This window comes from Paraburkholderia sp. UCT70 (assembly GCF_050434085.1).
In the GTDB taxonomy this organism is placed as follows: domain Bacteria; phylum Pseudomonadota; class Gammaproteobacteria; order Burkholderiales; family Burkholderiaceae; genus Paraburkholderia; species Paraburkholderia tuberum.
In genome coordinates, this window is sequence record NZ_JBNPVZ010000001.1 from 375,747 (window position 1) to 400,031 (window position 24,285).

Sequence of the window (24,285 nt, forward strand, 5' to 3'; positions counted from 1 at the left end):
CCCGCAACCAGTTGTGGGTGTCGCTTTGCTCCTTACCAGTTCGAGTGCTTTATCCGCCAGTGAGCCAAAATCAGCGGCGCTAGCAGGTAGCAAACATGGGTACCCTGCGAAAACAGCACAGCGCCGCCGTTTGCACGCGAACCGAACTTTCTGTTCGTCCAAAGCTTTCGCAGGAAGGCGGCCTACGAGCATCCACGGCATCTGAATTGCTTCGGCCTTCGGGAACCGGTTTCCCGGTGCTAAGCTTGCGAAGGCCGGGAGGGTATCGGCTAGCCTCCGACAGCTGGCTGGTCCAAGCCGTAATCAGAAGCCGCGCGAGCTTCCTGCCGCCGGCTACGAGGAGAAGTCCATGACAGCGCGCTCAATCGCATCGTTGACCCTTTCCTTCGGGCTGGTTTCCATTCCGGTCAAACTGTATTCGGCCACCGAGAGTGCCTCAGGGGTAGGCTTCAATCTCCTGACGCCAGAAGGCGGTCGGGTAAAGCAGCAGTACATATCGGAGGCCACTGGCGCGGTCGTCGCACGCGCGGATATGAAGAAGGGATACGAGTTTGAAAAGGGGCAGTTCGTCGTCTTCGCTGCGGACGAGGTGAAGGCGCTTGAAGAGGGTGCTACGCATGTTGTAGAAATTGTCTCGTTCGTCCCAGAAAAGTCGGTGGACCCGCTCTACTACGATAAGGCGTATTTCATCGCTCCCGACAAACGCGGCGGCAAACCCTATAGTCTGCTGCAACAGGCCATGCGAGAGAGCGAACGTTGCGCGCTGGCAAAATGGTCGTACAAGGGAAAGACCCGAGTCGTTCAGATAAGGCCGGCTGAAGACGGGATGGTCTTCCAGCAACTGCTATTTGCCGATGAAGTGCGCGCGCTGAGCGATTTGCATATTGAGCAGGTCACTGTCAGTGATACGGAGTTGAAGCTCGCGCTTCAAATCATCGACCAGGTATCAGAAGACGCATATGTCCCGACTGCGTACGAAGACGAAGAAAAGAAGCGGATTCTCGAAGCCATCGACCGGAAAATCGCAGGCAAACAGATTGTGTCGCCGGAGGCGCCAGCTGAGGAATCTGGCGGCCAGGTGATTGACTTGATGGAAGCACTGCGTGCAAGTCTTAGCGCCAGCAAGGCGAAACGGGCCCCTCCTGCCAAAACGGCCGCAAAAGCGGCCGCTCCGAAGAAGGCTCCCGTCGATGACGTCGAAGCGCTATCAGCCAAACCTCGGCGCCCTGTCAAACGAGCCGCTCCGAGAGTCGACGTCAAAGAAGCACCGCCGGCAAAGGTTCGAGCTCGCAAGTGAACAGACGAAATCTGTCATACGACTATTCGTTGCGAAGCCTCCAGTCGCTGCTGGGCGTCTCGCGCAGAGTTCTGGCCGGACTGATTGACGCGGGCTTCGTCCATCCCTCGCGCGGCCGGCGCAACGAACTCCGGTTCTCTTTCCAGGATGTCGTGGTCCTGCGCACAGCGTTTCAGTTGCAATCAGCCAAAGTCTCAACACGCAAGATTCTGAGGGCGCTTGCGAAGCTGAAAGCCGAACTTCCTGACGAGCTTCCGCTTTCTGGAATTCGAATCACATCGGTAGGCGAGACGGTGGCTGTCAGGTCAGGACAGGCCCAATGGGACGCCGCTTCCGGCCAGCACCTGCTCGACTTCGAGGTCGCACCTATTAGAGGCGAGGTCGCTTTCCTCGACTCGGCACCGCGAAACCAGACGAGTCGCGAACAGCAAGCGGAGGAATGGTTCGCACTCGCCGAACAACTCACCGGAACCGACGCTATTGGCGCGGAGCAGGCGTACCGGAAAGTGCTCGAGCTCGCGCCATCACCGCATTACCACGCTTATACGAATCTGGGCGTATTGCTGTGCGAGGCAGAAACGCGCTGCGATGAGGCATTGTCCGTTTTTGATGGGGCGTTAGAGCACTTCCCAGATGACGCGTTACTGCACTTCAACCGCGCGGTCGTTCTCGAAGAGCTAAAACGCTATGACGCTGCGGCGGCGACCTATCAGCGGTGCATAGAACTTGACCCGACGCATGCTGACGCACACTTTAACCTCGCCCGGCTGAGCGAGATTCGCGGCGACAAACAGGGTCTAGTTCGACACCTTAATGCTTATCGCCGGTTGATTGGCTGAAGTGGACCTCGCCGACGATTCATGGGTTTCAGAACACGGCGTTCGACCTATCAACCCGTTCATGAGAATGCTGGAACTCTGCGGCATGTCCGGACGACGGCCTGATGCGAACAGGTACGAAGCTCCAGTCACCGCGTTCCGTATCGTTCTCGTGACGCAATCGTTCTGTCGAAGTTCATCGACACGACTTGTCCTCCACCCACGTTTTACTTGTCCTCCACCCACGCGCAACTTGTCCTCCACCCACGTTTTGCTTGGCCTTCACACACGGAAAATGGGTATCCACTTCCGAAAACTGTGCTGCGGGCAAGACGTTTTCTCGGTCGAGCACTCCGGTAATCTTATAAGCTTTAATCTGTGTAATTCGTTATCCTTGAGCGACGCGTCTCTCGTTATTCGCACTTGACAGCCTTCCTGCCAAGCTCCCGTGTGTTTGCTTCAATTGCTGTTCAGAGCGCGGAGTTTGGGCAACCAAGACGAAGGATTAGCGCACGCGAGTTACCTCTGCCACCGAACGCGGCCGCCTGCAAACTCCCACGAGTCGCGGCCACACGACTAGAAGTCGCCGGTGCTTCAATGCGCTCCTTTGGCTGCCTGTGCACAGCTTCGAGAAAAGAACCGTAGCAATGCCGATTGCGCCATGGTTCGCGTTCCTCTTTCCGACAACCCCTTGCGGAACTTCGACGAAGTTGCAAACACGCTTACCTTGTCGTTGTCGTTGTCCTAGGCGTTTGCTTCCGGTGATACGAGAGGAGATGTTGCATGGATTCGAGGCTCTCTCGCGGTTAGCAGACTTGCAGATTCAATCCAGTTTACCCTGTTCGGCCAGTTCCACCAAAGTGTCGACAACATGCCGCACCCTGGGGTCGTAGATGAGCCACCTTCGGCCAGACGGCGTGCACGTCTATCTGGCTCAGTAACGGTCTAAGGTCGCGAAGCGTTTCTCGCGATGTGGGGCTAGAAAACAAGGGGCCACCCGAAGGTGGCCCGAAAACTTAGGCTATTGACTACCGTTTTCATACTGCCGACTGCTACTTCGTCTTACTTTGCGTCGCGTTCGTTTGCCTACCGTCGACGCCTTCCCCGAGCGTGTGATTTTTAGCGTTCTCCTTCTCAGGTGAATATTCCACGCCAAAGTGAACAGGGATTCCACGGCAAAAAGAACACGAATTCCACGGCAAAGTTAATGCCGATTCCACGGCAGAAAGAACAGGGTTTCCACGCCATCGCGAACAGGATTTCGGGGTGGCGGCGACGTGGGTCAACGGTGGCACGATCGACGGTTTTGTCGGGAGTGCCGAATGGCAAATGTCAGGTTGACCATGCGCAAAATCAGGGAAGTGCTGCGGCTGCATTTCGAGTGCGACCGCAACCAGAGGGAGATCGCCGACGCGGTCGGCGCCTCGACAACAACGGTGTGGCATTACCTGCGCCGCACGCGGCTGGCAGGGCTGGGCTGGCCGCTGCCAGCGGAACTGCTGACGGACGACGCGGCGCTCGAGGCGAGGCTGTATCCGCCGCCGGCGCGGCGCGAGCCAACGCGCGGCATGCCGGACTGGCCGACGGTGCATCGCGAGATCGGCAGGAAAGGCGTCACGCTTGATCTGCTGTGGCAGGAATACAAGGCGCAGCATCCGGACGGCTGCGGCTACAGCTGGTTTTGCAAGGCTTACCAGGAATGGGCGCAGCGGCTGCCGGTCACGATGCGGCAAACGCACGTGCCGGGCCAGAAGCTGTTCGTCGACTACTCGGGCAAGAAGCTGGGCATCATCAACCCGGACACCGGTGAAATCCGCGAGGCCGAGTTGTTCGTCGCTGCGCTCGGCGTGTCCGGCTTCACCTTCGCGGAACTCACCTGGACCCAGCAGTTGCCAGACTGGATCGGCTCGCACGTGCGCGCCTTCGCGTTCTATGACGGCTTGGTCGAAATCCTGGTCCCTGACAACCTGAAATCGGGCGTCCACAAGCCCGGGTTCTACGATCCGGACATCAATCCAACCTACCAGGAAATGGCCAGGCATTACTCCGTGGCTGTGATTCCGGCTCGCAGTAAAAAACCGCGAGACAAGCCGAAAGCAGAGTTATCGGTTCTCCTGGTGCAGAGATGGGTCCTCGCCCGCCTGCGGAATCAGCGCTTCTTCAGTCTGGACGGGGCAAACCGGGCGGTCGCCGCATTGTTGACCGATCTGAACAACCGGCCCTTCAAGAAATTACCTGGCTCCCGCCGTAGCGTCTTCGACGAGATCGATCGCCCGGCGCTCAGGCCGTTGCCCGAGCGGCCGTATCAGTACGCGGAATGGAAGGTCGCACGCGTCGGCCCGGACTACCACGTTGAGCTCGATCAGCACTACTACTCGGTGCCGTACCGCTACGCGCGCGAGCAGGTCGACATGCGTCACACGGCCAGCACCGTCGAAATCTTCCATCGTGGCCAACGCATTGCCGCCCACGGCAAAAGCGCCCGAGCTCGCCACCACACCACGATCGACGCGCACATGCCGCCCGAGCATCTCGCGGTCGCGAAAGGCTGGGATCCGCAGCGGCTGCGCAACTGGGCCGCCGACATCGGTCCGCATACGGCGGCCGTTATCCAGCACCTGCTGGGTGCCCGCAAGCACCCGCAGCAATCCTATCGAACCTGCCTGGGCGTGCTGCGCATGGGCAAGGACTACGGGCGCGACCGGCTCGAAGCCGCCTGCCGCCGCGCCATCGATCTGAAAGCGCCGAACTACAAGTTCATTGCCTCGACGCTGAAGAACGGCCTGGACCGGGAGCCCGAAGCGGCTCCCGCCCAGGCTGACCTGCCGCTCATGCACGCCAACGTGCGCGGGCCGTCTTACTATCATTGAAAGGGAGTCGTTATGCTGCAACATCCCACTGTCGACAAACTGCACGCGCTGCGCCTGCCCGGCATGGCGGCGGCGCTTGCCGAGCAACAGACCCAGGACGGCATTGACCGGCTGGGCTTTGAAGAGCGTCTGGGGCTGCTGGTCGAGCGCGAAGCCAGCGAGCGTGACTCGCGACAAACGGCGGCCCGGCTGCGCCGGGCCAGACTGAAGGTCCCTGACGCGTCGCCCGAGGACATCGACTATCGCACCGCCCGCGGGCTGGACCGGGCGCTTACCGCCCGACTGCTGACCGGTGAGTGGCTTCGGGAGCGGCAGAACCTGATCCTGGTTGGCCCGACCGGGCTCGGCAAGAGCTGGTTGGGTTGCGCCTTCGCCATCCAGGCGTGCCGTCAGGGGTTCTCCGCGTGCTATCTGCGCGTGCCGAAGCTGAACGAGGAACTGGCGATCGCACACGGCAGCGGGCGCTACGCGCGGTGGCTCGCACAACTGGCCAAGACGGATCTCGTGATTCTCGACGATCTGGCCATGGCGCCGCTGACCGATTCGGCCAGGCGCGACCTGCTGGAGGTGCTCGATGACCGGCACGGACACCGATCCACGCTGGCCACAAGCCAGATTCCGGTTGATCACTGGCATGAAGCGATCGGCGAGCCGACCGTCGCCGACGCGATCCTCGACCGGCTCGTGCACAACGCACATCGCATCACCCTCGCGGGCGAATCACTGCGCAAGACACGTAGCCGATTGACCGCGAAGCAGCAGTCCGAGTAAAAAGGCAAAGGTCCCGCGTCGCTGCGCTCAGTTTGTTCGCGATGGTGTGGAATTCTTGTTCTCTTTGCCGTGGAATCACGATTCACTTTGCCTTGGAATGGCTGTTCTCTTTGCGTGGAATACGTAGTTCCGTAACTATCTTCTGGCGATCCAGTGGGATCTGTCTCGGCGTGAGCTCGTTGGACGCACGATCAGTGATGCGGGGTACGCGCGAATCCAGCCGGATACCTATGGATTATGGGAGAGGGTCCGGATGTTACGCATGCTGCTTTCGATCGACGCGAACGAGCGGGATCGGGCGGAAGCTCACGCGGGCGATCTCGCATCCGGTCGCATTGACGATACCGAAGACAACCGGATGCTGTGCGATCCGCAGTTCGAATTCGTCACGCCGCAGCAGCTTGTGGCGATCGATTTATTTCTGTCGATGCACCACTACGCACCGCATGCGTTCCCCGCGCTCACTGCGTGGCATGACGTCAACGTGCTTGGCCGCAGATATGCGGTTCCTCACGTCGAGCCGAAGCCGAAGGCAGAGATTGTTCTGCATGGCTGGTACCCGGTGGATCGGTATGACCGTGAGGCACCTACGGTCGGCCTCCGCGATTTCGATGCGGAACAGTGGAATCGCTACAGGCATCCGGAGCGTGCAGGGTGGTACGCGCGAACGTCGGCAGGCGATCAAACGGTGTACTTCCAGGAGGCCTCGCAGTTTGAGGTCGATGCCGAGGCAGCATGCGAGTTCGTGACCTAAACGTACGACACTGCGTACATGCTGAGAACCCAGCACCATGATGCGATGGAGTCAGCGCGTTTCTGGCTGAACGAAGGCATTGTGAAGCTGCCAGTCGGCATGGCGCAGCGATATCAGGAGATGGCAAAGCGAGGGCAGTACTTCAGCAGGCTCGCCCAGCGTTTAAATCTGACGCCCGACGAGCTGGGCATGCACCTGATTGCGAATAGCGTGAGTGACGCGCAGCACACGGCGATGCTCAAGCCGGCGGCGCCGCAGTTTGATCTTTTCGCCGCAGCAGCCTGATCGGCGTGCGGCAGTTTCTTTCGACATCCCCGGGGCTTACACCCTGGGGATTTTTTTTGGTTCAGCGCGGGCGTTCGGGGAAGGGCTCTGGTCGACCCATTGCCGACGGTCGGGGAAGGGGCTCTGGTCGACCCAATACCGCCGTTCAAACCTACGTTATCTCAATGGCAGCTTCTATGGGGACTTGTTTGTCAAGCCATTATTGATCGTCAGGTGAAGGAATCCGATTTCATGGCGAGACCTTTATGTTGTTGGCGACATGAGGTGGCGGGTGCGGTATGGCCGTTCGATCGTGATCCGAGGTCGGGGTGTGACTTGCGTTCGGGCTGGCGCCCCAACGAACTTCTATCCGTACAGGGCGCAAGCGCCATGTACCTCATGCGGTATGCGCGCAAGGCGCACTGGCAAACCCCAGTTATGGGCGCGCCCCATCTTTCAGAGCGGTCACGGTATGGTGACCCGCTGCCGTTACGGGCGCGTCGACCTTTGATCATGATGTGTGCCTTGGCAGGCAATGCGAACGATACCGTTCCGAAACGTCAGGGTGCAGTAGAGCTGAGCGAGGCCCCGGCTGGAATCTCGCCGTGCTCCAGGTAGCGCCATAGGGCGATGGCGAGCCGCCGCGCCAATGCGACGATGCCCACACGTCGCATACGCTTGCCGTTGCCCGCAAAGCGCCGGTTGAACCACTGGGTCAGAAGGCTGTCGGGCTGCAGGCGCAGCCAGCGCCAGGCCTGTTCGACGAGGATCGTGCGCGCTCGCCTGTTGCCGGCTTTGCTGATGCCCTGTTCGATCTGGCTGTCTCCGCTGTCATAAGGCGTGGGCGTCAGTCCAAGACACCCTGCGACCTCGCGCCGGTTGGCGAAACGTCGCCAGCCAAATACTTCCTTGACCAATACCCAGGCGCCCTTGGGCCCGATCGCGCGCAGCCGGGCGAGTTGGGTCACGAGCGGGTGCTTGCCATCGGCTAGTGTAGTGCTTCGTTTTTCTTGGAACCAAGGCGACGGTTGGCGCGAATGACTTTCTGCAAGATGTCATTGGCCTTGGCAGTCCACACGAATGGTTTGGGATCCTGGTTATGCACGGCGATGTACTCCTTGATAGCGAGGACCAGATCGGGAACGCAGCGGAACACGCCACGGCGCAAACGTTCGGTAGTGATATCGCGAAAGAAGCGTTCCACCATGTTCAGCCACGATGCGGAGGTCGGCGTGAAATGCACGGTGAAACGAGGATGTTTCGCGAGCCACTCCTCAACTTTAGGGTGCTTGTGCGTGGCATAGTTATCGCAGATCAAATGCAACTCTTTGCCCTTGGGAGTTTCACGGTCAATCTGGCGCAAGAAGGCGAGCCATTCGCTGTGACGGTGGCGCTGATCACAGCGGGCGATGACCGAGCCATCGACGGTATTGAGCGCCGCGAACAGGGTCGTGGTGCCGTGACGCTTGTAGTCATGAGTCTGGGGTGGCCGCACGGCCTCTCTTCAAGGGCAGTCCGGGCTGGGTGCGATCGAGCGCCTGCACCTGGCTCTTCTCGTCGCAACACAGAACCAACGCGTGCTCCGGCGGGGACATATACAAGCCCACGATGTCTTCGAGCTTCTCGGCGAACTTCGGATCTCGCGAGACTTTGAAGCTCTCGATCAGGTGAGGCTTGAGTCCGTTGGCCTGCCAGATTCGCAGCACCGTTGTGTCGCTGACGCCAGCTGTCCTAGCGAGCGTGCGCGTGCTCCAGTGAGTCGCAGCTTCAGGCGTGGTCTGCGTCGTCAACCGTACAATCTCGGCGCGATCGATGCGTGGCTTGCGCCCACTGCGCGGCAGGTCATCTTTTATCGCCGCGACGCCGCCCCGAACAAAGCGCTCGCGCCAGCGTCCCACCTGCACCCGCCGATTCCCAAGGCTGCGGCAATCTCCCGATTGCCCATGCCATCGGCTGCCAACAGGACGATCTGCGCTCGCCGAACGGCTCTTACCTCGAGGGTTTGCGATCTCGCCATCGCTTCAAGCTTGATGCGTTGTTCGCTGCTCAATTCGATCGGTCTCGCCGTCTTCATGACTCGCTCCATCATTCGTACAAAGAGCATGACAATGGCAAGACCTTCTTGGTTCCACTAATTCAGAAGCACTACACTAGTTCGTGGCGGCTTGCGGCCTCCAGGTTCCTGATCTGTTGCTTGACCAGCGCCAGCCGCGCGCTCTCGCGCTCGATCTCGCCGCATAGCATGGGCGGCACCTGATCGCGGTGATTTGCCCACCAGTGTGCCCAGTCGCGCCCGCCGATGATGGCCTGCGGACGCAGGTTATGCAGCACCAGCAATGAGCGGATGCGGTTCATGTGGGCGACGCGCTCCTGGCTCAGCCGGGTCAGCTCACGATGGGTACGGCGAGCGTCTTCCTGCTCGGGTGTGGGCTCGCGCAACACCGACCAGACGCGCTCGCCCGCGTGATGGCGCCTGAGCAGCGCCAGCAGTTTGTCGCCGTCGAGCCGGTCGGTCTTGGCTCGCCTCGCACGTCGGTTCACCTCGATGCTGGCGGCGTCCACCACGAGGTTGTCGATGCCTTGCCCGGTCAACCAGCGGTGCAGCCACCAGCCATCGCGGCCGGCCTCATAGCAGGAATGGACCTTGGCCTGCGGCTCGAGGCCGCATCGCCGCATGGCACGACTTGCGCAGTCGAGTACGGCAGCCGTGTCGCCCGCGTGCACGCTGTAGCGGCTCGGGCCCTGTCGGCCATCGCTGGCCGTCAACTTCCAGGACTTGTCGCCGAGTTCGAAGCTCACGTACAGCTCGCCCTGGATCGCCGTATCCTTGTCGTGTGGGACTGCATGGGTCGTAGACATTTCCGTCTCCTTTGCGCAGGGTTGGAAATTCCGTTTTAGCTAAACGGGCCTCGGTCTGGTAGTCCCACATAGCATCTTAATGGGGCTTCGGTCATCCAAGCTCCCGTGCTCTATTCGGCGTCCCTGCGACACGACGTTACTTGCCGACCGTGCTGCACGCACTGCAAACCAACCAGGTCGGCGCCGCGTATCTGGTTGCGCTTGCCGCCCTCCTGCTTTGCGGCTGGATCGTGCGTCGACCGGAAGGCAAGATGCCGTGCGTGCGAGATGCCGTCGTGAGCGGCATGTTGCATGCCTCCGTGAAGGCCAGAACGGGAGCCCTGGCCCCGGCAGAACCGATCGAATCCATAACCCTTCGCCTTCGCGCTAACGCGCCACGCTCTGGACGAACGGCCTTCTTCGACAAACTATCAGATCTTGCTAAGCAGGATCTGGCGTACCTCCTCAAAAGGTTTGCGCATCATCTCTTCATCGACTTCGACCTCGTGGTGCTTGTGGTTTGGGTGCGGCAATGCATGGACATGGAGCGTGTTTTCCCCGTCCTGGACCGTGCCGGAACGTACCGCGCCAAGAAATTTACCCGCTGTGTCTGTGACGACCGTCATCTTGTGCGTCATGATATTCCCTGCCTTTCATAGTGATCTGGGCAACGGCTTGAACGCTCGTGCTCAGAAGTGAATGTTGGAAGAGCGAGTATGGGTACACTCAGGTTTGCCCGCCCCCGTGAAGGCCGAAACGGCAGCCGCGGCCGTCGCAGTGCAAATCGAATGCGTAGGAAAACAAGCCGTCATCTCCAAAACCGATTCGAGCGTTAGTCGTTGTAAGCGTATTGCCGGCGTCTTGTGGCTCGCCTTCCGCCCACTGCGAACCAAAATTTTGCCCGCCATTGATCAGAAATCCGACTCCGATCGTGGCGCCGTTTTCAATGACGCCCCAGTTATCGACGTTGTAAGCCATTTCCAACTCCTTCCGCTGTTGAGGATGCACTTGTCGCGCCGGATTTGACGTGACTCTTTCAAAACGATCTGGGCAACAAGAATTTAGAACAAAGGAGCGGTTGTAGAAATGATCCGTGTAGTTGTGCGCAAGGGCAGCGTAGGCTGCTCCGTCAAATAGTGAGCTATTTAAAATAGACGACTCACTGCCGCGCTGGCTGGTGGGCGCATGCTGATCGCGACTGATATACGGGTGCAGAGGAGGCTCCTTGCCAGTGCTCTTTGATCTGCCCGCGCCGACCGTACGAGCTTACGCACGTGAAGCAGTGATCGCCGAAAAATCCCGGGCGATGGTTGCGCTGGAGTCGCCAACAGCAGGATCAAGGACTTTTACGACAATCGAGCCGACGTTCGAATGTCCGGCCCAGAGCGCGGTCGAACGGCCGGAGATGGCGTGCGCCGTGTAAAGGCGGCGTTTTCCCAGTGGGTGTAAGCCCCACCCGGCAACCGCTCCAGCCGGAAGCAACCGGAGCAGCTATGGAGGTAACGAAATGGCTGAAGCCTTCGGTGTAGCGTGTCACAAATTACGTTGACAGCGCGAGTGTGCAGGCCGTAACACGTGTGAACGCCGAGCAAGCCTCGAAAAGGTCGATGCGCAGGCCGACCCGACTGCCATTACGGGGAAGGCTGATACGGCTGGGTGAATGAGCAGGCAGGACATCCAGTCGCTGCGCCGGGGTAGTGGCGACAGCATGCACACAAGGGAAGCGCACGCAACACGGGAAGCCCCCTGGCGTGGTCAGGGATGACCAACCGGACGCCCGTGAGGGACAGGCCGGGCGCCTTGGGGTGACGGAGAGGCCCGTAGTACCGCTGAAGCCGGGTAATGCCGGTGGAGGAAAGGGGCCTCAGTTCAAGACAAACGCAACACGTAGTGAGGGACCTGGAGATTGGGAAACCTATCAACTCCGATCAGTGTTCAGAAGCTGCAGATGGCGTTACACGCGAAAGCGAAGGCAGAAGCCGGGTACCGCTTCTATGCTCTGTACGACAAGATCTATCGTGAGGATGTGCTGGCGCATGCGTACGCCCAGTGCCGCTCGAACAGGGGCGCCCCGGGTGTCGATCGGCAAGACTTCACGGAGGTCGAAGCGTATGGGGTGCAGAAATGGCTTGGCGAACTGGCGCTTGCGCTCAGGCAGGAGACTTACCGGCCGGACCCTATCAGACGAGTGTTTATCCCGAAGGCCAATGGCAAGCTGAGGCCACTGGGCATCTCGACCTTGCGAGATCGGGTGTGCATGACAGCAGCGATGCTGGTGCTCGAACCGATCTTCGAAGCTGACCTCCCACCAGAGCAGTACGCTTACCGCCCGGGGCGAAATGCCCAGCAAGCGGTGATCGAGGTGGAAGAGCGGCTGCATAGAGGGCAAACGGACGTCGTAGACGCCGACCTCGCGGACTACTTCGGAAGTATTCCCCACGCCGATTTGATGTTGTCGCTCGCGCGACGCATCGTGGATCGGCGCGTGCTGCATCTGATCAGGATGTGGTTGGAGTGCTCCGTTGAAGAAACCGATCACCGAGGCCGGAAGACACGTACGACCGAGGCCAAGGACAGCAGGCGCGGCATTCCGCAAGGCTCACCCATCTCACCACTGCTGGCGAATATCTACATGCGCCGGTTTGTGTTGGCATGGAAGAAGCTCGGGCTTGAGCGAAGTCTTGGCAGTCGAATCGTGACCTACGCGGACGATCTGGTGATCCTGTGCAAGCGAGGCAAAGCTGAAGAAGCGTTGTCTCGACTGCGCGAGATCATGAGCAAGCTGAAGCTGACGGTCAACGAGGAGAAGACACAACTTTGTGCGGTTCCGGAAGGGGAATTCGATTTCCTGGGTTACACGTTTGGGCGGATGTACTCAGCGACGACTGGTCAGGCCCGCATGGGCATGCGTCCGTCGAAGAAGAGTATCCGGCGCATGGTTGAGAAGGTTCATGCGCTGACCGCCGCTTCTATGACGTGGCTGGACACCACGGAGCTGGTTGGCAAGTTGAATCGCATGCTACGCGGCTGGGCGAACTACTTTAAGGTAGGGACGTTCAGACGCGCGTACCGGGCGCTCGACAGCTATACCGCTGCGCGGTTGCGCCGGTGGTTACGGAACAAGCATAAGGTCAGGCGTCGCCGGGGCGGGAGCTATCCACTCCAGCACCTCTACGGGCACTTCGGTCTCGTACGCCTGACGGGCCCTTGGCTGTAACTTGCCGTGTACGAAGGCGTGATGTCTTGTCCGAGAGCCGGATGCGGGAAATCTGCATGTCCGGTTGTGTGTCCAGCTAAGGCTGGCGTGTTCAGCAGGAGATAGACCTGCCGGAGTAGAAGTCAGAAGCTCCGTAGCTTGGATAGCAGGGTGGCGGGAAACCAAGACTCTGAAGCCTATCGACGACCGTCTCCTTGGGGGACGTGCGAGTCATCGGGCCGTAATGAAGATGAACGTGGATGTGGCCTCGAAAGTGAAGAGACCCGAAGGCCGAGCCTGCAACCGTGAGGGCGAAGGCAGCATGGGTAGCCGAAATCTGACCGATACGGCTATTCCACTTCGGCGGGGTGGAAGCGACGGCACGATGACAAGGACATGCTGAGCAACTGGAGAAACCCTCCTCGCCCCGGCGCGAAATCGCCGGAGCAAGGTAGGTCCTATAACCGGCGAACCCGGGAAGTGGACCGAAGGCGAGAGGGTGGCGGATGGGTCCGTAGTAGCTGTGAAGCCGGGTAACGCTGGTGGAGCGAAGGGGCCCTGCTGTTTGTAACTTCCTCGACAACATGGGAGGCAAGGACGAGATGACAAAGGCGTCCAGCAGTTTGCAGGACCTGAGGCGGGGAATATACGTCAAGGCGAAGGCTGAACCGTCCTGGCGTTTCTGGGGTTTGTACGTCCATGTCTGCAAGATGGAAACGCTGCGCGAAGCGTATGCGCTGGCTAGAAAGAACAACGGCGCACCGGGTATCGACGGGGTGACGTTTGAGGTCATCGAGGCGCAAGGCGTCGAGGCGTTCCTCGAGCGGATACGGGACGAACTGATCGGGCGTGCCTACGTACCGCTACGATCGCGGCGGCAGGAAATACCGAAGGACGGGGGCAAGGTCCGTGTCCTTTCGATTCCGGCAATCCGTGACCGGGTGGTCCAGGGTGCGCTCAAGCTCATATTGGAGCCGATCTTCGAGGCAGACTTCCAACCGGGGTCGTACGGATATCGTCCCAAGCGTACCGCGCATGAAGCTGTGCATCGGGTGGCGACGGCGATTGTTCAGTGCAAGACCCGCGTCATAGACCTCGATTTGCGCGCCTACTTCGACACAGTTCGGCATCACCTACTGCTCGAAAAAGTGGCGCGTCGGATCAGGGACGACGACGTCATGCATCTGCTGAAGCTGATGCTAACGGCGTCGGGCAAACAAGGCGTTCCGCAAGGCGGCGTGATCTCGCCCCTGCTCAGTAACATCTACCTCACGGAGGTAGACCGGATGCTGGAGCGGGTGAAAGGGTCAACCCGTAGCGGGAAGTACACCTACGTCGAGTATGCCCGTTTCGCTGACGATCTGGTCGTGCTGATCGATGCTCATCCGCGCAATGCGTGGTTGCGGAGGATGGTAAGCCGGCGTCTTCGGGAAGAGTTTGCCAAACTACAGGTCGAGGTTAATGAAGAGAAGAGTCGCACCGTGGATCTGGACCGCGCGGAGAGCTTCGGCTTCCTGGGGTTTGACTTCCGACGCCTGCGCAGTATCGGGCGACAGGTGTGGCGGGCGCACTATACGCCGAAGTTGAAGAAACGCACGGCGCTATTGCGCAAGCTCAAGGAGGTGTTCCGGCGATACCAGTCGCAACCGGTGGATCGGGTAGTGCAACTGATCAACCCGGTGCTGCGAGGCTGGGTGAATTACTTCGCTGTTGGACATTCCAGCGAGTGCTTCAGCTTCATCAAGGACTGGGTGGAGAAGAAGATTCGACGCCACATGGGTCGATCCCGGAATCGTCGGGGCTTCGGCTGGAAGAGGTGGAGTAGGCGCTGGCTATATGACGAACTGAAGCTGTTCAACGGCTACCGGGTTCGTCGTGCTGCCGCACTGAAAGCGTCCCCGGCATGATAGGTCCCATAAACCTTGACGTGAAGCAGACAGGAAAGCGTAGTGCGGGAAAACCGCATGCTGCGTTTGACGTGGCGGGAGCTGGAAACGTGACCATGGCAACCGGATTGAGGCCCACCGCGAAAGCGAGGGAGAAGCCACCGGGGCCTACCGTGCGCGCGCCAGTTCTCGACCCTACCGATGAGCGGGGTGTGAAAACGGAGCAACGGTGAGGTTATTCGGGCACCGCCAGACGAAAGAGGCGGCAACAGACAAACCCAGCCTAACGCCACCGCGTCACATCTCGACTCTACCGATCTTTGTCCGACGTCGATCGACGGCACGCGAGCCACTTCTGCCCTTCGACTTTGCAAGACCGCAGCAGCAACTTCCAAAGTAGCGGCTGTTCACGCGGATGTCTATGCGCCACACAAGCCGCGCGCGACGGTCAAAAGAAGAGCCTTGACCGCCTGCCTCGAAGTACTCAGCTTCAACGTCCGATACAAAGACTACGAGCGTCATAATCACGCGGGCGCTAGCTGGAGCGCAAACACGCGCCAGTTGAGGCGTTCAGCGTTCCTTGCCATGTGTACTGGAGTCGGGCGCCTCCGTGCAGCGCGTTGAGGCGTAACCTTTCAGCACGCTGATCGTGCACGTGGTGAGGTGGCTTCCAAGGCGTCACGCGTTCGGATCTGCGGTGAAGCCTCGCCAGCGATACTGCGGCTGCTCATTCGCGAACTCGCCCGATGATCGGCCTGCCAGCGGGCGCGCGTCTGGATACGGGCTTTCCCTGAATCGTGCAAGCAGCTTTGTTAGAAGCGGAATGTTGGCTATCTTTGACTCACCATCTGCCAGGCCGAACGAGAGAGGCAATCATGAAAGCATGGAACGTCGTGAATCTGCTCGTCGTCGTGGGATGCGTGACGTTGACGTCGAACGTCTACGCGCAAGCCAGCAACGCTATGCCGATGGGCTCGGGTCCGGCTGCAAGTTCAGGCAAGGCGACGCCAGCGGACAAGAAGCTGGCTCGGGATGTACGCAAGGCGTTGTCGAAAGCGCCCCACTTCAACGTGTCGAACGTATTCGTCAAGGCGCGCGGCGGTGTCGTGACATTATCCGGCAGCGTGTCGGACGGTCCTCAGATCCAGCAGGCCGCGGAAGTGGCGAAGGGCGTGCCGGGTGTAACGTCGGTGAGTAACCATCTGACGCTCTATACGAAAGGGTATTGACCCTTCGAGGCGGCGCCGGGAAGTACTGGCCGTTTTCAGCCGTGAATATTGCAAGAGGAGCCGACGCTTCGTGAAATTTCACGCGCTCCTTTAGCGCCTTCGATTTGCAATAGCGTTGGCAACGTTACGCCGTTCTTCGCCGCTGTCACTCGGCAAGAATCGACACGAGCATTTCGGGCGGGGCCGATCTACAGTCAAGTCGCGCCAGAGCACAGATTCATGTTCCAGACACGGCTCCGGCGCTTCTGTGAGGGGCCTCAGCACCGCTGGTCGCGATTGGCGGTACCCCATCTTGATGCGCCATTCGAAGCCCCACTTTAGGTGACTGGTACGCAGTCAGAAGATGCCACCCCGCCGGGCAGCCGTCGACAACCAGCCGAAGCCGCCTGTCATCAGTGCGGCGTGATGTCGCCTAGCATCCGGCCATGAGGACACGTTGTGGGACAATCCAGTTCGGCAACCACCAGTCTGGAGGGCCAACGCCATGGATTCGCAACACATCAAACTGACAACCCCAATCGTCGACAGCCGGTCAGCGCTGTGGTTCTCCGCGTATGGCTTCGGGTGGGGATACTGTGCCTTCGAACTCAGACCGGAGGTTGTTTGCGAATACCTCGGAGCGGCAGACGACAGCCAGAAGCAGTTGCTGCTCGCGTTTCAGTTGGGAAAGCAAAAGTTAGTGGGAGTTGCGGAACGCAAAACACCTCCATCGAGTGGAGAGCGCATCGAGATTACTGGTCAGGATCTTTAAGCCGCGCTGCAGCAGTGCACACGACCGGCCGGTTCGGTCTAAGCACCCGTCATTCGCGCATGAAGTCGGACTGACCGGACCTGGCCGAACTCGGGCGTCCCCGGGCCGCAGACGATCGGCCGCCTTGCATGCTCGCCGCATGCAAAGGGTATATGCAGTTTCTAATGAAGAGAGACGTAGGGCTCAGCCAGCAGCCTATGGGCGAGTGCGCATCTGGTGTTTTCCCTAGTGCAGACCTCACCCAAAAGTGCCGACGTTGCGCCTGTTGGTCGCAGTGCTGACGGGTGTTGTTCTGGTCATATGGCTCGTTGTAACGCCCAGGTAGAGCGGGGACGGGCGTTGTCGGAATTTGCAGGCGACCGCATGAGAGAGATGTCTCAGCAGGTCGGATTTCAGTTCGGGATTGCGGAGAGGCAAATGGGTGTCGTGCGTAACGAAATAGGACAGCTGGAAGCTGCGGTGAACACCCTGGTGCGCCGTCCGCGGGTTATCCGCCGGGATTACTGCGTATCGGAGGTTGAAGGCGTGCTCGTCCGGCCGGGAATTACCGCTCAGGACCGGCAACGCCTAGCGGCACTTCTGGACCTGCTAGGGACCGTAGCGCTCGACTGCGATGGCACAGGTGCGAATACTACGTTAGCCCTGCGGTGAAGCGCTACGAGCAACTGACCGGCGACGATCTCGTTCGATCGGTAGACCTGGTTCTGGATCGCGTCGTTGCTGACGGCGGGCGTACCCGCATGCGCAGGGATATCCTCACGGCAGACCGGTGCGGGCTGAATTCGCTGCTGAACGAATCGCCGCGCACGCCAGCCATCTTGCGGACGCAGTTTCCATCTCTGGCCGTTGAGAAGGCTCCAGACCCTTTTCATCCCGAAAGAGCCCTGCAGAAGCCGCCGTTTTCGCGAAAATGGGCCAAAGTACCTTCCTTTAGCGACGCCGTCAATCACGACGGACTCTGTGCGCTAACCTCCGCAGTGACGTACTTGGAAGGCTGGCCTGGCCTCACATACGGCAAGACTATCTGACGGGATGGGAACCATGACGACGACCAACCCAACTCTGCGCAAGCTGAAAGACGCGGCCAAGTCGATGCTGCCTGCGCCATTGTTCTTGAGCCTGTTGCATCACAAGTACATTGGCCGTTATCCGAACCTGCTTCGTCCGACAACATTCAACGAGAAAATTTTGCAGAAAAGCCTGCGGCCGGATCCGTGGCTCACGGAGTTGACCGACAAGCTTACGGTCAGGGACTATGTTGCGAGAAAGCTTGGCGAGAGCCATCTTATACCGTTGCTTGCCGCCCCCGAGACCTTCACGAAAGAGGTATTCGATGCGGTGCCGGACTCGTTCGTGATGAAGGCGAATCACGGCAGCACTTATGTCAAAGTGGTCAGAAACAAATCGGCAACCTCATTCGAGGAATTGCGGGATCTCGCGAACCATTGGATGTCCCTCGACTTCTACAAGATCGGTCGGGAAAAGCACTATCGCCCCATCAAGCCGCGTATCTTCTTCGAGCAACTGCTGCTCGATGAGAGCGGCAACGTTCCCCCCGACTATAAGCTGCAGTGCTTTGGTGCCAAATCAGGCCGGCTGGTCATCTACATTCTCGTCATCTCGGACAGATTCGGCGCTGATACGCGCGGCGATCTGTACGACGTCAACTGGAACCATCTGGACGTAGTCATTGGCGAGTACAAACCCAGTGAAAACCCGCCGCCTCGCCCGGACAATCTCGACGCGATCGTGGACGCTGGGATCAAGCTCTCGGCGGACTTCGACTATGTCCGCGTTGACCTGTATTCGCCCAATAACCAGATTTATTTTGGTGAACTTACTTTCACGCCGGGTGCGGGCGTTCTGCCATTCATGCCGGACAGGATCGACTACGAGTGGGGAAGCCTGATACCAGACGCTTACCTGTCGATAAGGCCTTCCTTACGAGCAACTTCGCCCGGGGCACCGTAGTTTCCTGCCGATGTTTTTCGCGAACTCTCCATTAGCGGTAACGACAGTGGTGAAGCGCCATGCAAAAAATCACAATCGTGATCTGCAATTACAACCACGGTCGCTTTCTGGCCGACGCAATTGACTCATCTCTTTCTCAGGACTACCCGGAAACGCGTGTTCTGGTGATCGACGACGGATCGACGGACGGCTCACGCGAAATCGCAGAAAGTTATGCCGGCCGCATCCAGGCGTTCTATAAGGAGAACGGCGGCCAGGTCTCCGCATATAACGATGCAGTCAATATGATCGACACGGAATTCGTGATCCTGCTCGATTCCGACGATCTACTGTACAAGGGTGCGGTGTCCGAGGTCATGCAAGCATTCGAGGCCGGCGACTCCGTCAAGGTTCAGTTCCGTCTCGACGTTGTGGATTCAGCCGGAAAGCCATCGGGTACATACGTACCTCACTCCGCCGCGCCAGTCGACTGCGGTAGCCTGCTGCGCCGGGGTTGGCTCTATCCGTCGCCGCCAGCGTCAGGCAACGCCTACCGGACCAGTGCATTAAAGAAAATCTTTCCCGTGCCGGAAGCAAGCAGTAATCGCTACGGCGCAGACTTCTACGCGATCTACGGGGTCGCATTGTTGGGAGCAATCGCGACGATCCCGAAATCGTTAGGCGCATACCGCGTGCATCGGACCGAAAACACAGGAATCGATTTCGCCAATTCGTACAGCACCGACAAGGCGCCCAAGGCGCTGAACAAGCGTTGGTCGATCCTTCGGCAGATGGCGCGCTCGCGGCTCGGCATAGAGCTTCCGCCATCGTTTCACGACTTCTCACTGGAGAAAGCGTATTTTTGCTCTGCTGTTTATCAGGCTTCGTTCGCGAAGCGCTGGGGATGGGTCAGCCGGCAGTCGCATGGTTATTTGCGCTCGATAGTCGCCAATCCGTTCTGGAGCTATAAGAAGAAGATAGGCACGCTCGCGCTGTCCAGTCTTTGCCTGTTGCCGTACTCACCGCTTTCCGATTTCGCGGTTCGCTATATTTCCAACCCGCTCGCGAGACGTCGCCTTTAGTCAACTGAAGACGTGTGTGCCCTGTTCCAAGGCTGATCCGTTATTACATTGCGGAGGGCGCAATAAAGCGCATATGATGGACATCACATTGCGACGCGCAGAACACAGCGACATTCCAGGCATTGTTGCGTTCTACGAACGGGCAAGCGATCCTAATATCCTTCGGCGCAGCGCGCGTGAAGTTGCCAATGCCGTCGATCTTGGCGCCATCTTTCTGTTTTTGGAGCGTAATCAGATCGTGGCCGCTTCAGGCGCGTTCGCAATACATTTCAGGGAAGAACTGTACTTCGAATATGGCGGCACGATCGTGACGCGCCCGTTCAGAGGCTTCGATCTTCAGGATATATTCACTTCTGCACGTTTTTGCTTCGGTGTCCTCTTCTACCCGGAATCGCTTCCAGATCGTGTTTATACGTTCATCAAGCCAGACAATGCCCCATCAAATGAAAATATTAAAGGGAGAGGTTTTTCACTGCGAGAGACAGCGCCCACTCCATACATGAGACCATGTGGAACCTGTAAATCGCGCGCGTCACTCCCGCCTGGCAGAAGATGCTGCTACAACATCTATGGAATCGATATGGAAGCGATCAGGCGTAATGTCCGATACTTTCTCGAGGCCTCCGCGGAGCGCACGTCGTCAAAGGGCATGCGGCTTGAAATAACCTCGACCCTGTTTCGAGACGCGCGCCAGCGCGCCATCCTCCATAGCGTCATTGCTTGAGTGCTCTTGTGCCTGGCGTCCACACATCCGCACTCACGGCCCGAACTGTTGCCAACGCAAAGACGGGCGGGTGTCGCCGGGGAAGCCATCATATGAAACCGGCAAGCCCGTGCGCTGACGGATCGGTCTGGCTGATCAGGTGTCGTGTGCCATAGCGGGCCTATGGCGCACGTGCGAAAACCCGGACGGCACGCAAGCCATGAGCATGACGATGCTTACGCTCAACGCCGACGAGCATCCGTTAATGAAGCGGTTTCACAAACCCGGAGCGGAAAAGCGCGCTGTCGTCGTGCTCCCGCAATCCGATCACATTGACTGGCTTTCGTGCAGGAGTACGGACGAAGCCAGATCGTTCCTGCGATTGCTGCCAGCCGACGCCTTGCACGCGGAACCGTACCCGCTTCCGCCGCGCGGACGAACCGCGCTCGCTCCCGAAGGGGGCGATCAACCGTCCCTTATCTAGCTGGCAGGGCCGACTCCAATCCGTGCATTTCTCGCACCGTCGGGCCAAAAAAGATCGTTCTTCGCGGATTTTCCGGGGTGACCACTTGCCGACAGGCAGTAGTCGGCCACTTTCGGTCATTCGACAGCCTCCCTTAGATTGACGACAATCGTTGCCCAGGTTGATGTCTCCACGGGGCCAACCGGATGACCTACGCTAAGGAATTTGAAATTTTCGATCTTCAGTTACAGTGACATTGATCTTGACGGCCTGATGGACCGATGCGCGACCGTGACGCCGGTCCCCGGCGGCGCAGGGCCTATGCCCATTCGACAGTTATCGCCCAGACCGACGGTAGCGCCAAGCGCGCGCGTGGCTGACTAACGGGCGTCCACGATCGAAAGGTCGAAGGTCGGCGTACGCTCGTGTCCGGGCGGCCCCAACATGCCGGGCTCGGCCCAAAGTGGTCCATTGAGATGCGCACGCAGCTAGGCCGATAATGACCGATGTCCACGTCAACTGAGGCCACAAATATGGCCCTGTCCTCCGAACTCAAAGCGCAGATCCTGCGCTGCTACTACGCTGAGAAGTCGCCCGCGGGCACCATCGCCCGCCAATTGCATATCCACCGCGGCATAGTCCAGCGCGTACTCGCGCAAGCCGGGCTACCCAAGTTCGGTGCTTTGCCGCGGCCTTCGCAGATCGATGCCTACCTGCCATTCATCCAACAGACGCTGATAACGTTCCCAACGCTCACCGCCAGCCGTCTCTATGCGATGGTGTACGAGCGAGGCTACCGGGGTAGCCCGCATCACTTCCGGTACCAGATCTCGTTGCATCGTCCACAGCCCGTTACTGAGGCTTACCCGCACCTGCGTCCGAGCTTCGATGCGTTCGAGTGGATGCTTGCCGTGCTTCAGAAGAAGGTCGCAGTCCATGATCTGAAGCACCAAATGGATGACCTGCCAGATTTAGAAGTTCTTCTCAATCGGCTTTACTCTGGAAAGCTGTCAGATAGAAATAAGTCACTCGCGATCATTGCTCGGCGACGCGGCCTATCAGTGCGTACAATCTGTGCCTTCCTCGGAATATCCACTAGCACGTACAACGTGTACAAGCGGACGTTTGCTGCAGGTGGGAGTCAAGCGCTATTTTCCCGAAAATCCCCCCCAAGAAAAAGTGAGAACGAGACGCTCAAGACCGCGATTTTCAAGGTGATTCACGAGCCACCGAGCAACTATGGCATTAACCGTACGACTTGGACGATGCATCTGCTTAGGAAGGTTTTGGGCGAGAATGGTAACGCCGCATGCCCAGAGGTTATCAGAGCAATCACGCGGGCTGCGGGGTATATCTGGCGCAAAGCGCGCATTGTGCTAACGTCCGCTGACCCCGCCTATTCAGAAAAACTCGATCGCATTCACTCGATCTTAGCCAGCCTGCAATCGAACGAAGCTTTCTTCTCCATCGACGAATATGGCCCCTTCGCTGTCAAGATGTACGGCGGACGCAAACTGGCCTCTACTGGCGAACAACCGGTTGTCCCTCAATGGCAAAAATCGCGCGGTAGCCTAATCGTGACCGCAGCCCTCGAACTTTCTAGCAACCAGATCACTCACTTCTACAGCGACCACAAGAACACGGATGAAATGATCAAGATGATGGATGTTCTGGTCGCCAAGTACGCCGATCGACGAAAAATTTATGGCTCTTTTGAATTTCGAATGGGTTACGCGGCATGCGGGTTGATCGAAGCGAAGTTGAGTTTGCCCGCGATCAGGAAAAGCACAGTGCGCATGGTTTCGAGATTGGCGTAGCCACGAGCACGTCGCCTGGCGGCCTGAAACAGGCCATTGATGGCTTCCAGAAAGCCGTTGGTTTGGCGTGTCTGGGTCCACGCGATGATGCCGTCGAAGTGCGCGCGGATCATGCGCGCAACCTCCTTCATGGGTTCGACCTTGGAGCGCATCACGTTGGTACACCACTGCTCAAGCATCGCGGAAACGACGTTGATCTGTTTGCGATCAAGGATGTCGCGCAACTGCTCGCGATAGAGCCAGGCGCGAGCGGTCCGCTTCGTCGTGACGTTGGCGACCAGCGCATCGAGATCGGCGCGCTGCGCCGCATTGAGCCGGTCGCGGTCCTTGAGCAGCGCCCAGCGTAGGCCCTTGAGATCGGGGTCGGTCTTCTGCTCGATCCGTCGTGTCTTGTCCAGGGCCACCGATGCCTGGGCGACGACGTGGAACTTGTCGAAGGTGATGCGCGCATTCGGCAAGTGTTCGCTGACGCCCTTGATGAAGGCGGGCGACATGTCGATGCTGACCGAGGTGATCTGTTCGGGCTCGGCGTGGTGCGCGAGCAAGTGGGCTGCAAACTGTTCGAGTGTCGCGGCGCCCTTGCCCTCGGTGACGAACACGACCTTGCGTTCATCGGCGTCAGCCACGAGTGTCAGATAGTTGTGCCCCCGCTTGTAGGACGTTTCGTCTACCGCAGTATTCGTCATGTCCGACAGGTCGATCTCGGCCAGCGCGAGTTCGACGTAGCGCTTGCAGATCGCGTGCACACGGTGCCACGACTCGCCCACAGCGCGGGCCACGGCAGCAAAGGGCATCTGCTGCGCGAGCGTAAGCACCATCGCCTCGAACAGCAGCGTGAAGCCCGAGAGCTTGCCAGCAAAGTCAGGCTCAACGAGCGCCACACGGCCGTCAGGCAGCTTCACGCGCGGCGTGCGCACTTCGAGGTAGCAGTCGTGCTGGAAGAAGTTCAGGTGGCGGTAGCGCTTGACGACGGTGTCATGCACCGGATGCACGCCGGCTACTCCCGGGTGCGCGAAGCGGGTGCCAGCAATGAAGTCGATCTGGACCGTCAGCCGCTTGGCGGTAACGTCGAAATCGACGCCGCTCACGAACCACGGATCGCTGATACCCAGCGCCGCTTCAAACAGCTTGCTCTGCATCACTTCCCTTCGTCCTGTCTACAAAGAGCTGGACGATACCACCCACTCAAAACTCAACAGAGGCAAATTGCAAATTTATCTATCCTGGGACGCCGCGTCTTGGCACATTGCCAAACGGTTGAACAAAAATATCGAGGAGCATAATGCCGCTGTCGCCACAAGCGGTGCAGTTGTTGTCGAAACCGCTCCATTGCCAGCCGGTGCGCAGTTCCTCAACGTAATCGAGTCGGTCTTCAGCGGAATGTCTCGTGCAATCATCCAGAATAGTGATTATCCGTCGCTCGATGATGCGAAACGAGCTATTGATCGGTACTTTGGTGAACGAAACTATCAATTTCAGAAACATCCCCGACGAGCGGGTAGGAAAATATGGGGCAAAGAGCGCGAGCCAGCTACGTTTTCAGATTCGAGCAACTGCAAAGACCCGCGCTACCGATGAACTACGCGCCGAAAGAAC

The 24,285-nt window shown here is 59.0% G+C and carries 20 protein-coding genes and 4 pseudogenes; 18 read left to right on the forward strand and 6 right to left on the reverse strand.

Annotation, left to right across the window (positions count from 1 at the left end):
- The first annotated feature begins 349 nt into the window (after positions 1–349).
- From OKW41_RS01845 to OKW41_RS01870, 6 genes are all read left to right on the forward strand, one after another.
- Positions 350–1,297, forward strand: coding sequence for a Ku protein (locus OKW41_RS01845; protein ID WP_429571354.1), 948 nt, complete (start codon positions 350–352; stop codon positions 1,295–1,297).
- Positions 1,294–2,136 (forward strand): tetratricopeptide repeat protein, encoded by an 843-nt coding sequence (locus OKW41_RS01850; RefSeq protein WP_429571355.1) that lies wholly within the window; start codon positions 1,294–1,296, stop codon positions 2,134–2,136. The genes OKW41_RS01845 and OKW41_RS01850 overlap by 4 nt, the downstream gene beginning before the upstream one ends.
- A gap of 1,301 nt (positions 2,137–3,437) precedes the next feature.
- The gene (gene istA / locus OKW41_RS01855) at positions 3,438–4,985 is read left to right on the forward strand and encodes an IS21 family transposase (RefSeq protein WP_429571431.1); all 1,548 of its coding nucleotides are present in this window, start codon (positions 3,438–3,440) and stop codon (positions 4,983–4,985) included.
- A gap of 12 nt (positions 4,986–4,997) precedes the next feature.
- The gene (istB, locus tag OKW41_RS01860; RefSeq protein ID WP_429571356.1) at positions 4,998–5,756 is read left to right on the forward strand and encodes an IS21-like element helper ATPase IstB; all 759 of its coding nucleotides are present in this window, start codon (positions 4,998–5,000) and stop codon (positions 5,754–5,756) included.
- A 262-nt stretch (positions 5,757–6,018) separates the two neighbouring features.
- The gene (locus OKW41_RS01865; protein WP_429571357.1) at positions 6,019–6,510 is read left to right on the forward strand and encodes a hypothetical protein; all 492 of its coding nucleotides are present in this window, start codon (positions 6,019–6,021) and stop codon (positions 6,508–6,510) included.
- A gap of 18 nt (positions 6,511–6,528) precedes the next feature.
- Positions 6,529–6,795 (forward strand): hypothetical protein, encoded by a 267-nt coding sequence (locus tag OKW41_RS01870; protein ID WP_429571358.1) that lies wholly within the window; start codon positions 6,529–6,531, stop codon positions 6,793–6,795.
- A 539-nt stretch (positions 6,796–7,334) separates the two neighbouring features.
- On the opposite strand, the pseudogene OKW41_RS01875 reads toward OKW41_RS01870, so the two are convergent.
- From OKW41_RS01875 to OKW41_RS01885, 3 pseudogenes are all read right to left on the reverse strand, one after another.
- Positions 7,335–7,757: pseudogene (locus OKW41_RS01875) on the reverse strand (transposase); the annotation flags it as partial.
- A 5-nt stretch (positions 7,758–7,762) separates the two neighbouring features.
- Positions 7,763–8,848 (reverse strand): annotated as a pseudogene (locus OKW41_RS01880) (IS630 family transposase).
- Between the two features lie 77 nt (positions 8,849–8,925).
- Positions 8,926–9,633, reverse strand: a pseudogene (locus OKW41_RS01885) (IS110 family transposase); the annotation flags it as partial.
- Between the two features lie 140 nt (positions 9,634–9,773).
- Here OKW41_RS01885 and OKW41_RS01890 point away from each other — a divergent pair.
- Positions 9,774–10,271, forward strand: a complete 498-nt coding sequence (locus tag OKW41_RS01890) for a hypothetical protein (RefSeq protein ID WP_429571359.1) — start codon at positions 9,774–9,776, stop codon at positions 10,269–10,271.
- A 67-nt stretch (positions 10,272–10,338) separates the two neighbouring features.
- Here OKW41_RS01890 and OKW41_RS01895 read toward each other — a convergent pair whose 3' ends face one another.
- Positions 10,339–10,590: a hypothetical protein gene (locus tag OKW41_RS01895; protein ID WP_429443996.1), complete on the reverse strand. Its 252-nt coding sequence runs from the start codon at positions 10,588–10,590 to the stop codon at positions 10,339–10,341.
- A 970-nt stretch (positions 10,591–11,560) separates the two neighbouring features.
- On the opposite strand from OKW41_RS01895, the gene ltrA (OKW41_RS01900) reads away from it, so the two are divergent.
- The 3 genes from ltrA (OKW41_RS01900) (at position 11,561) to OKW41_RS01910 (ending at position 15,923) form a co-directional block, all read left to right on the forward strand.
- A complete protein-coding gene (gene ltrA, locus OKW41_RS01900) occupies positions 11,561–12,829 on the forward strand; it encodes a group II intron reverse transcriptase/maturase (RefSeq protein WP_429571360.1) in 1,269 nt (422 codons plus the stop codon).
- A 581-nt stretch (positions 12,830–13,410) separates the two neighbouring features.
- Entirely contained in the window at positions 13,411–14,715 is a 1,305-nt protein-coding gene (gene ltrA / locus OKW41_RS01905) for a group II intron reverse transcriptase/maturase (protein ID WP_429571361.1), read from the forward strand.
- 854 nt (positions 14,716–15,569) lie between these two features.
- Positions 15,570–15,923, forward strand: a complete 354-nt coding sequence (locus OKW41_RS01910; protein ID WP_429571362.1) for a BON domain-containing protein — start codon at positions 15,570–15,572, stop codon at positions 15,921–15,923.
- 35 nt (positions 15,924–15,958) lie between these two features.
- Here the strand turns inward: OKW41_RS01910 and OKW41_RS01915 are convergent.
- Positions 15,959–16,104: pseudogene (locus tag OKW41_RS01915) on the reverse strand (XdhC family protein); the annotation flags it as partial.
- A 303-nt stretch (positions 16,105–16,407) separates the two neighbouring features.
- Between OKW41_RS01915 and OKW41_RS01920 the strand changes: the two are divergent.
- The 7 genes from OKW41_RS01920 (at position 16,408) to OKW41_RS01950 (ending at position 22,689) form a co-directional block, all read left to right on the forward strand.
- On the forward strand, positions 16,408–16,674 hold the full coding sequence (locus tag OKW41_RS01920) for a hypothetical protein (RefSeq protein ID WP_429571363.1): 267 nt from the start codon (positions 16,408–16,410) through the stop codon (positions 16,672–16,674).
- 647 nt (positions 16,675–17,321) lie between these two features.
- On the forward strand, positions 17,322–17,702 hold the full coding sequence (locus tag OKW41_RS01925; RefSeq protein WP_187638489.1) for a hypothetical protein: 381 nt from the start codon (positions 17,322–17,324) through the stop codon (positions 17,700–17,702).
- A 4-nt stretch (positions 17,703–17,706) separates the two neighbouring features.
- The gene (locus OKW41_RS01930) at positions 17,707–18,645 is read left to right on the forward strand and encodes an ATP-grasp fold amidoligase family protein (protein WP_429571364.1); all 939 of its coding nucleotides are present in this window, start codon (positions 17,707–17,709) and stop codon (positions 18,643–18,645) included.
- Between the two features lie 59 nt (positions 18,646–18,704).
- Positions 18,705–19,706 carry a glycosyltransferase family 2 protein gene (locus tag OKW41_RS01935; protein WP_429571365.1) on the forward strand — a complete coding sequence of 334 codons (1,002 nt, stop codon included), beginning with the start codon at positions 18,705–18,707 and terminating at the stop codon, positions 19,704–19,706.
- 73 nt (positions 19,707–19,779) lie between these two features.
- Positions 19,780–20,430, forward strand: coding sequence for a hypothetical protein (locus tag OKW41_RS01940; protein WP_429571366.1), 651 nt, complete (start codon positions 19,780–19,782; stop codon positions 20,428–20,430).
- Positions 20,431–20,569: 139 nt separating this feature from the next.
- Positions 20,570–20,893 carry an SOS response-associated peptidase family protein gene (locus tag OKW41_RS01945; RefSeq protein ID WP_429571367.1) on the forward strand — a complete coding sequence of 108 codons (324 nt, stop codon included), beginning with the start codon at positions 20,570–20,572 and terminating at the stop codon, positions 20,891–20,893.
- Positions 20,894–21,405: 512 nt separating this feature from the next.
- Entirely contained in the window at positions 21,406–22,689 is a 1,284-nt protein-coding gene (locus OKW41_RS01950; RefSeq protein ID WP_429571368.1) for a helix-turn-helix domain-containing protein, read from the forward strand.
- Here the strand turns inward: OKW41_RS01950 and OKW41_RS01955 are convergent.
- Positions 22,602–23,828, reverse strand: coding sequence for an ISL3 family transposase (locus OKW41_RS01955; RefSeq protein ID WP_429571369.1), 1,227 nt, complete (start codon positions 23,826–23,828; stop codon positions 22,602–22,604). The genes OKW41_RS01950 and OKW41_RS01955 overlap by 88 nt on opposite strands.
- Here OKW41_RS01955 and OKW41_RS01960 point away from each other — a divergent pair.
- Positions 23,719–24,267, forward strand: a complete 549-nt coding sequence (locus OKW41_RS01960) for a hypothetical protein (RefSeq protein WP_429571437.1) — start codon at positions 23,719–23,721, stop codon at positions 24,265–24,267. The genes OKW41_RS01955 and OKW41_RS01960 overlap by 110 nt on opposite strands.
- Positions 24,268–24,285: the final 18 nt, after the last annotated feature.

Bases quoted from the DNA above. Each gene is read 5' to 3' on its own strand.
- OKW41_RS01845 (WP_429571354.1), top strand. From the start codon at position 350: ATGACAGCGCGCTCAATCGCATCGTTGACCCTTTCCTTCGGGCTGGTT.
- istA (WP_429571431.1), top strand. From the start codon at position 3,438: ATGGCAAATGTCAGGTTGACCATGCGCAAAATCAGGGAAGTGCTGCGG.
- istB (WP_429571356.1), top strand. From the start codon at position 4,998: ATGCTGCAACATCCCACTGTCGACAAACTGCACGCGCTGCGCCTGCCC.
- OKW41_RS01865 (WP_429571357.1), top strand. From the start codon at position 6,019: ATGCTGCTTTCGATCGACGCGAACGAGCGGGATCGGGCGGAAGCTCAC.
- OKW41_RS01870 (WP_429571358.1), top strand. From the start codon at position 6,529: ATGCTGAGAACCCAGCACCATGATGCGATGGAGTCAGCGCGTTTCTGG.
- OKW41_RS01895 (WP_429443996.1), bottom strand. From the start codon at position 10,590: ATGGCTTACAACGTCGATAACTGGGGCGTCATTGAAAACGGCGCCACG.
- ltrA (WP_429571360.1), top strand. From the start codon at position 11,561: ATGGCGTTACACGCGAAAGCGAAGGCAGAAGCCGGGTACCGCTTCTAT.
- ltrA (WP_429571361.1), top strand. From the start codon at position 13,411: ATGACAAAGGCGTCCAGCAGTTTGCAGGACCTGAGGCGGGGAATATAC.
- OKW41_RS01910 (WP_429571362.1), top strand. From the start codon at position 15,570: ATGAAAGCATGGAACGTCGTGAATCTGCTCGTCGTCGTGGGATGCGTG.
- OKW41_RS01920 (WP_429571363.1), top strand. From the start codon at position 16,408: ATGGATTCGCAACACATCAAACTGACAACCCCAATCGTCGACAGCCGG.
- OKW41_RS01930 (WP_429571364.1), top strand. From the start codon at position 17,707: ATGGGAACCATGACGACGACCAACCCAACTCTGCGCAAGCTGAAAGAC.
- OKW41_RS01935 (WP_429571365.1), top strand. From the start codon at position 18,705: ATGCAAAAAATCACAATCGTGATCTGCAATTACAACCACGGTCGCTTT.
- OKW41_RS01940 (WP_429571366.1), top strand. From the start codon at position 19,780: ATGATGGACATCACATTGCGACGCGCAGAACACAGCGACATTCCAGGC.
- OKW41_RS01950 (WP_429571368.1), top strand. From the start codon at position 21,406: ATGGCCCTGTCCTCCGAACTCAAAGCGCAGATCCTGCGCTGCTACTAC.
- OKW41_RS01960 (WP_429571437.1), top strand. From the start codon at position 23,719: ATGAAGTCGATCTGGACCGTCAGCCGCTTGGCGGTAACGTCGAAATCG.
- OKW41_RS01955 (WP_429571369.1), bottom strand. From the start codon at position 23,828: ATGCAGAGCAAGCTGTTTGAAGCGGCGCTGGGTATCAGCGATCCGTGG.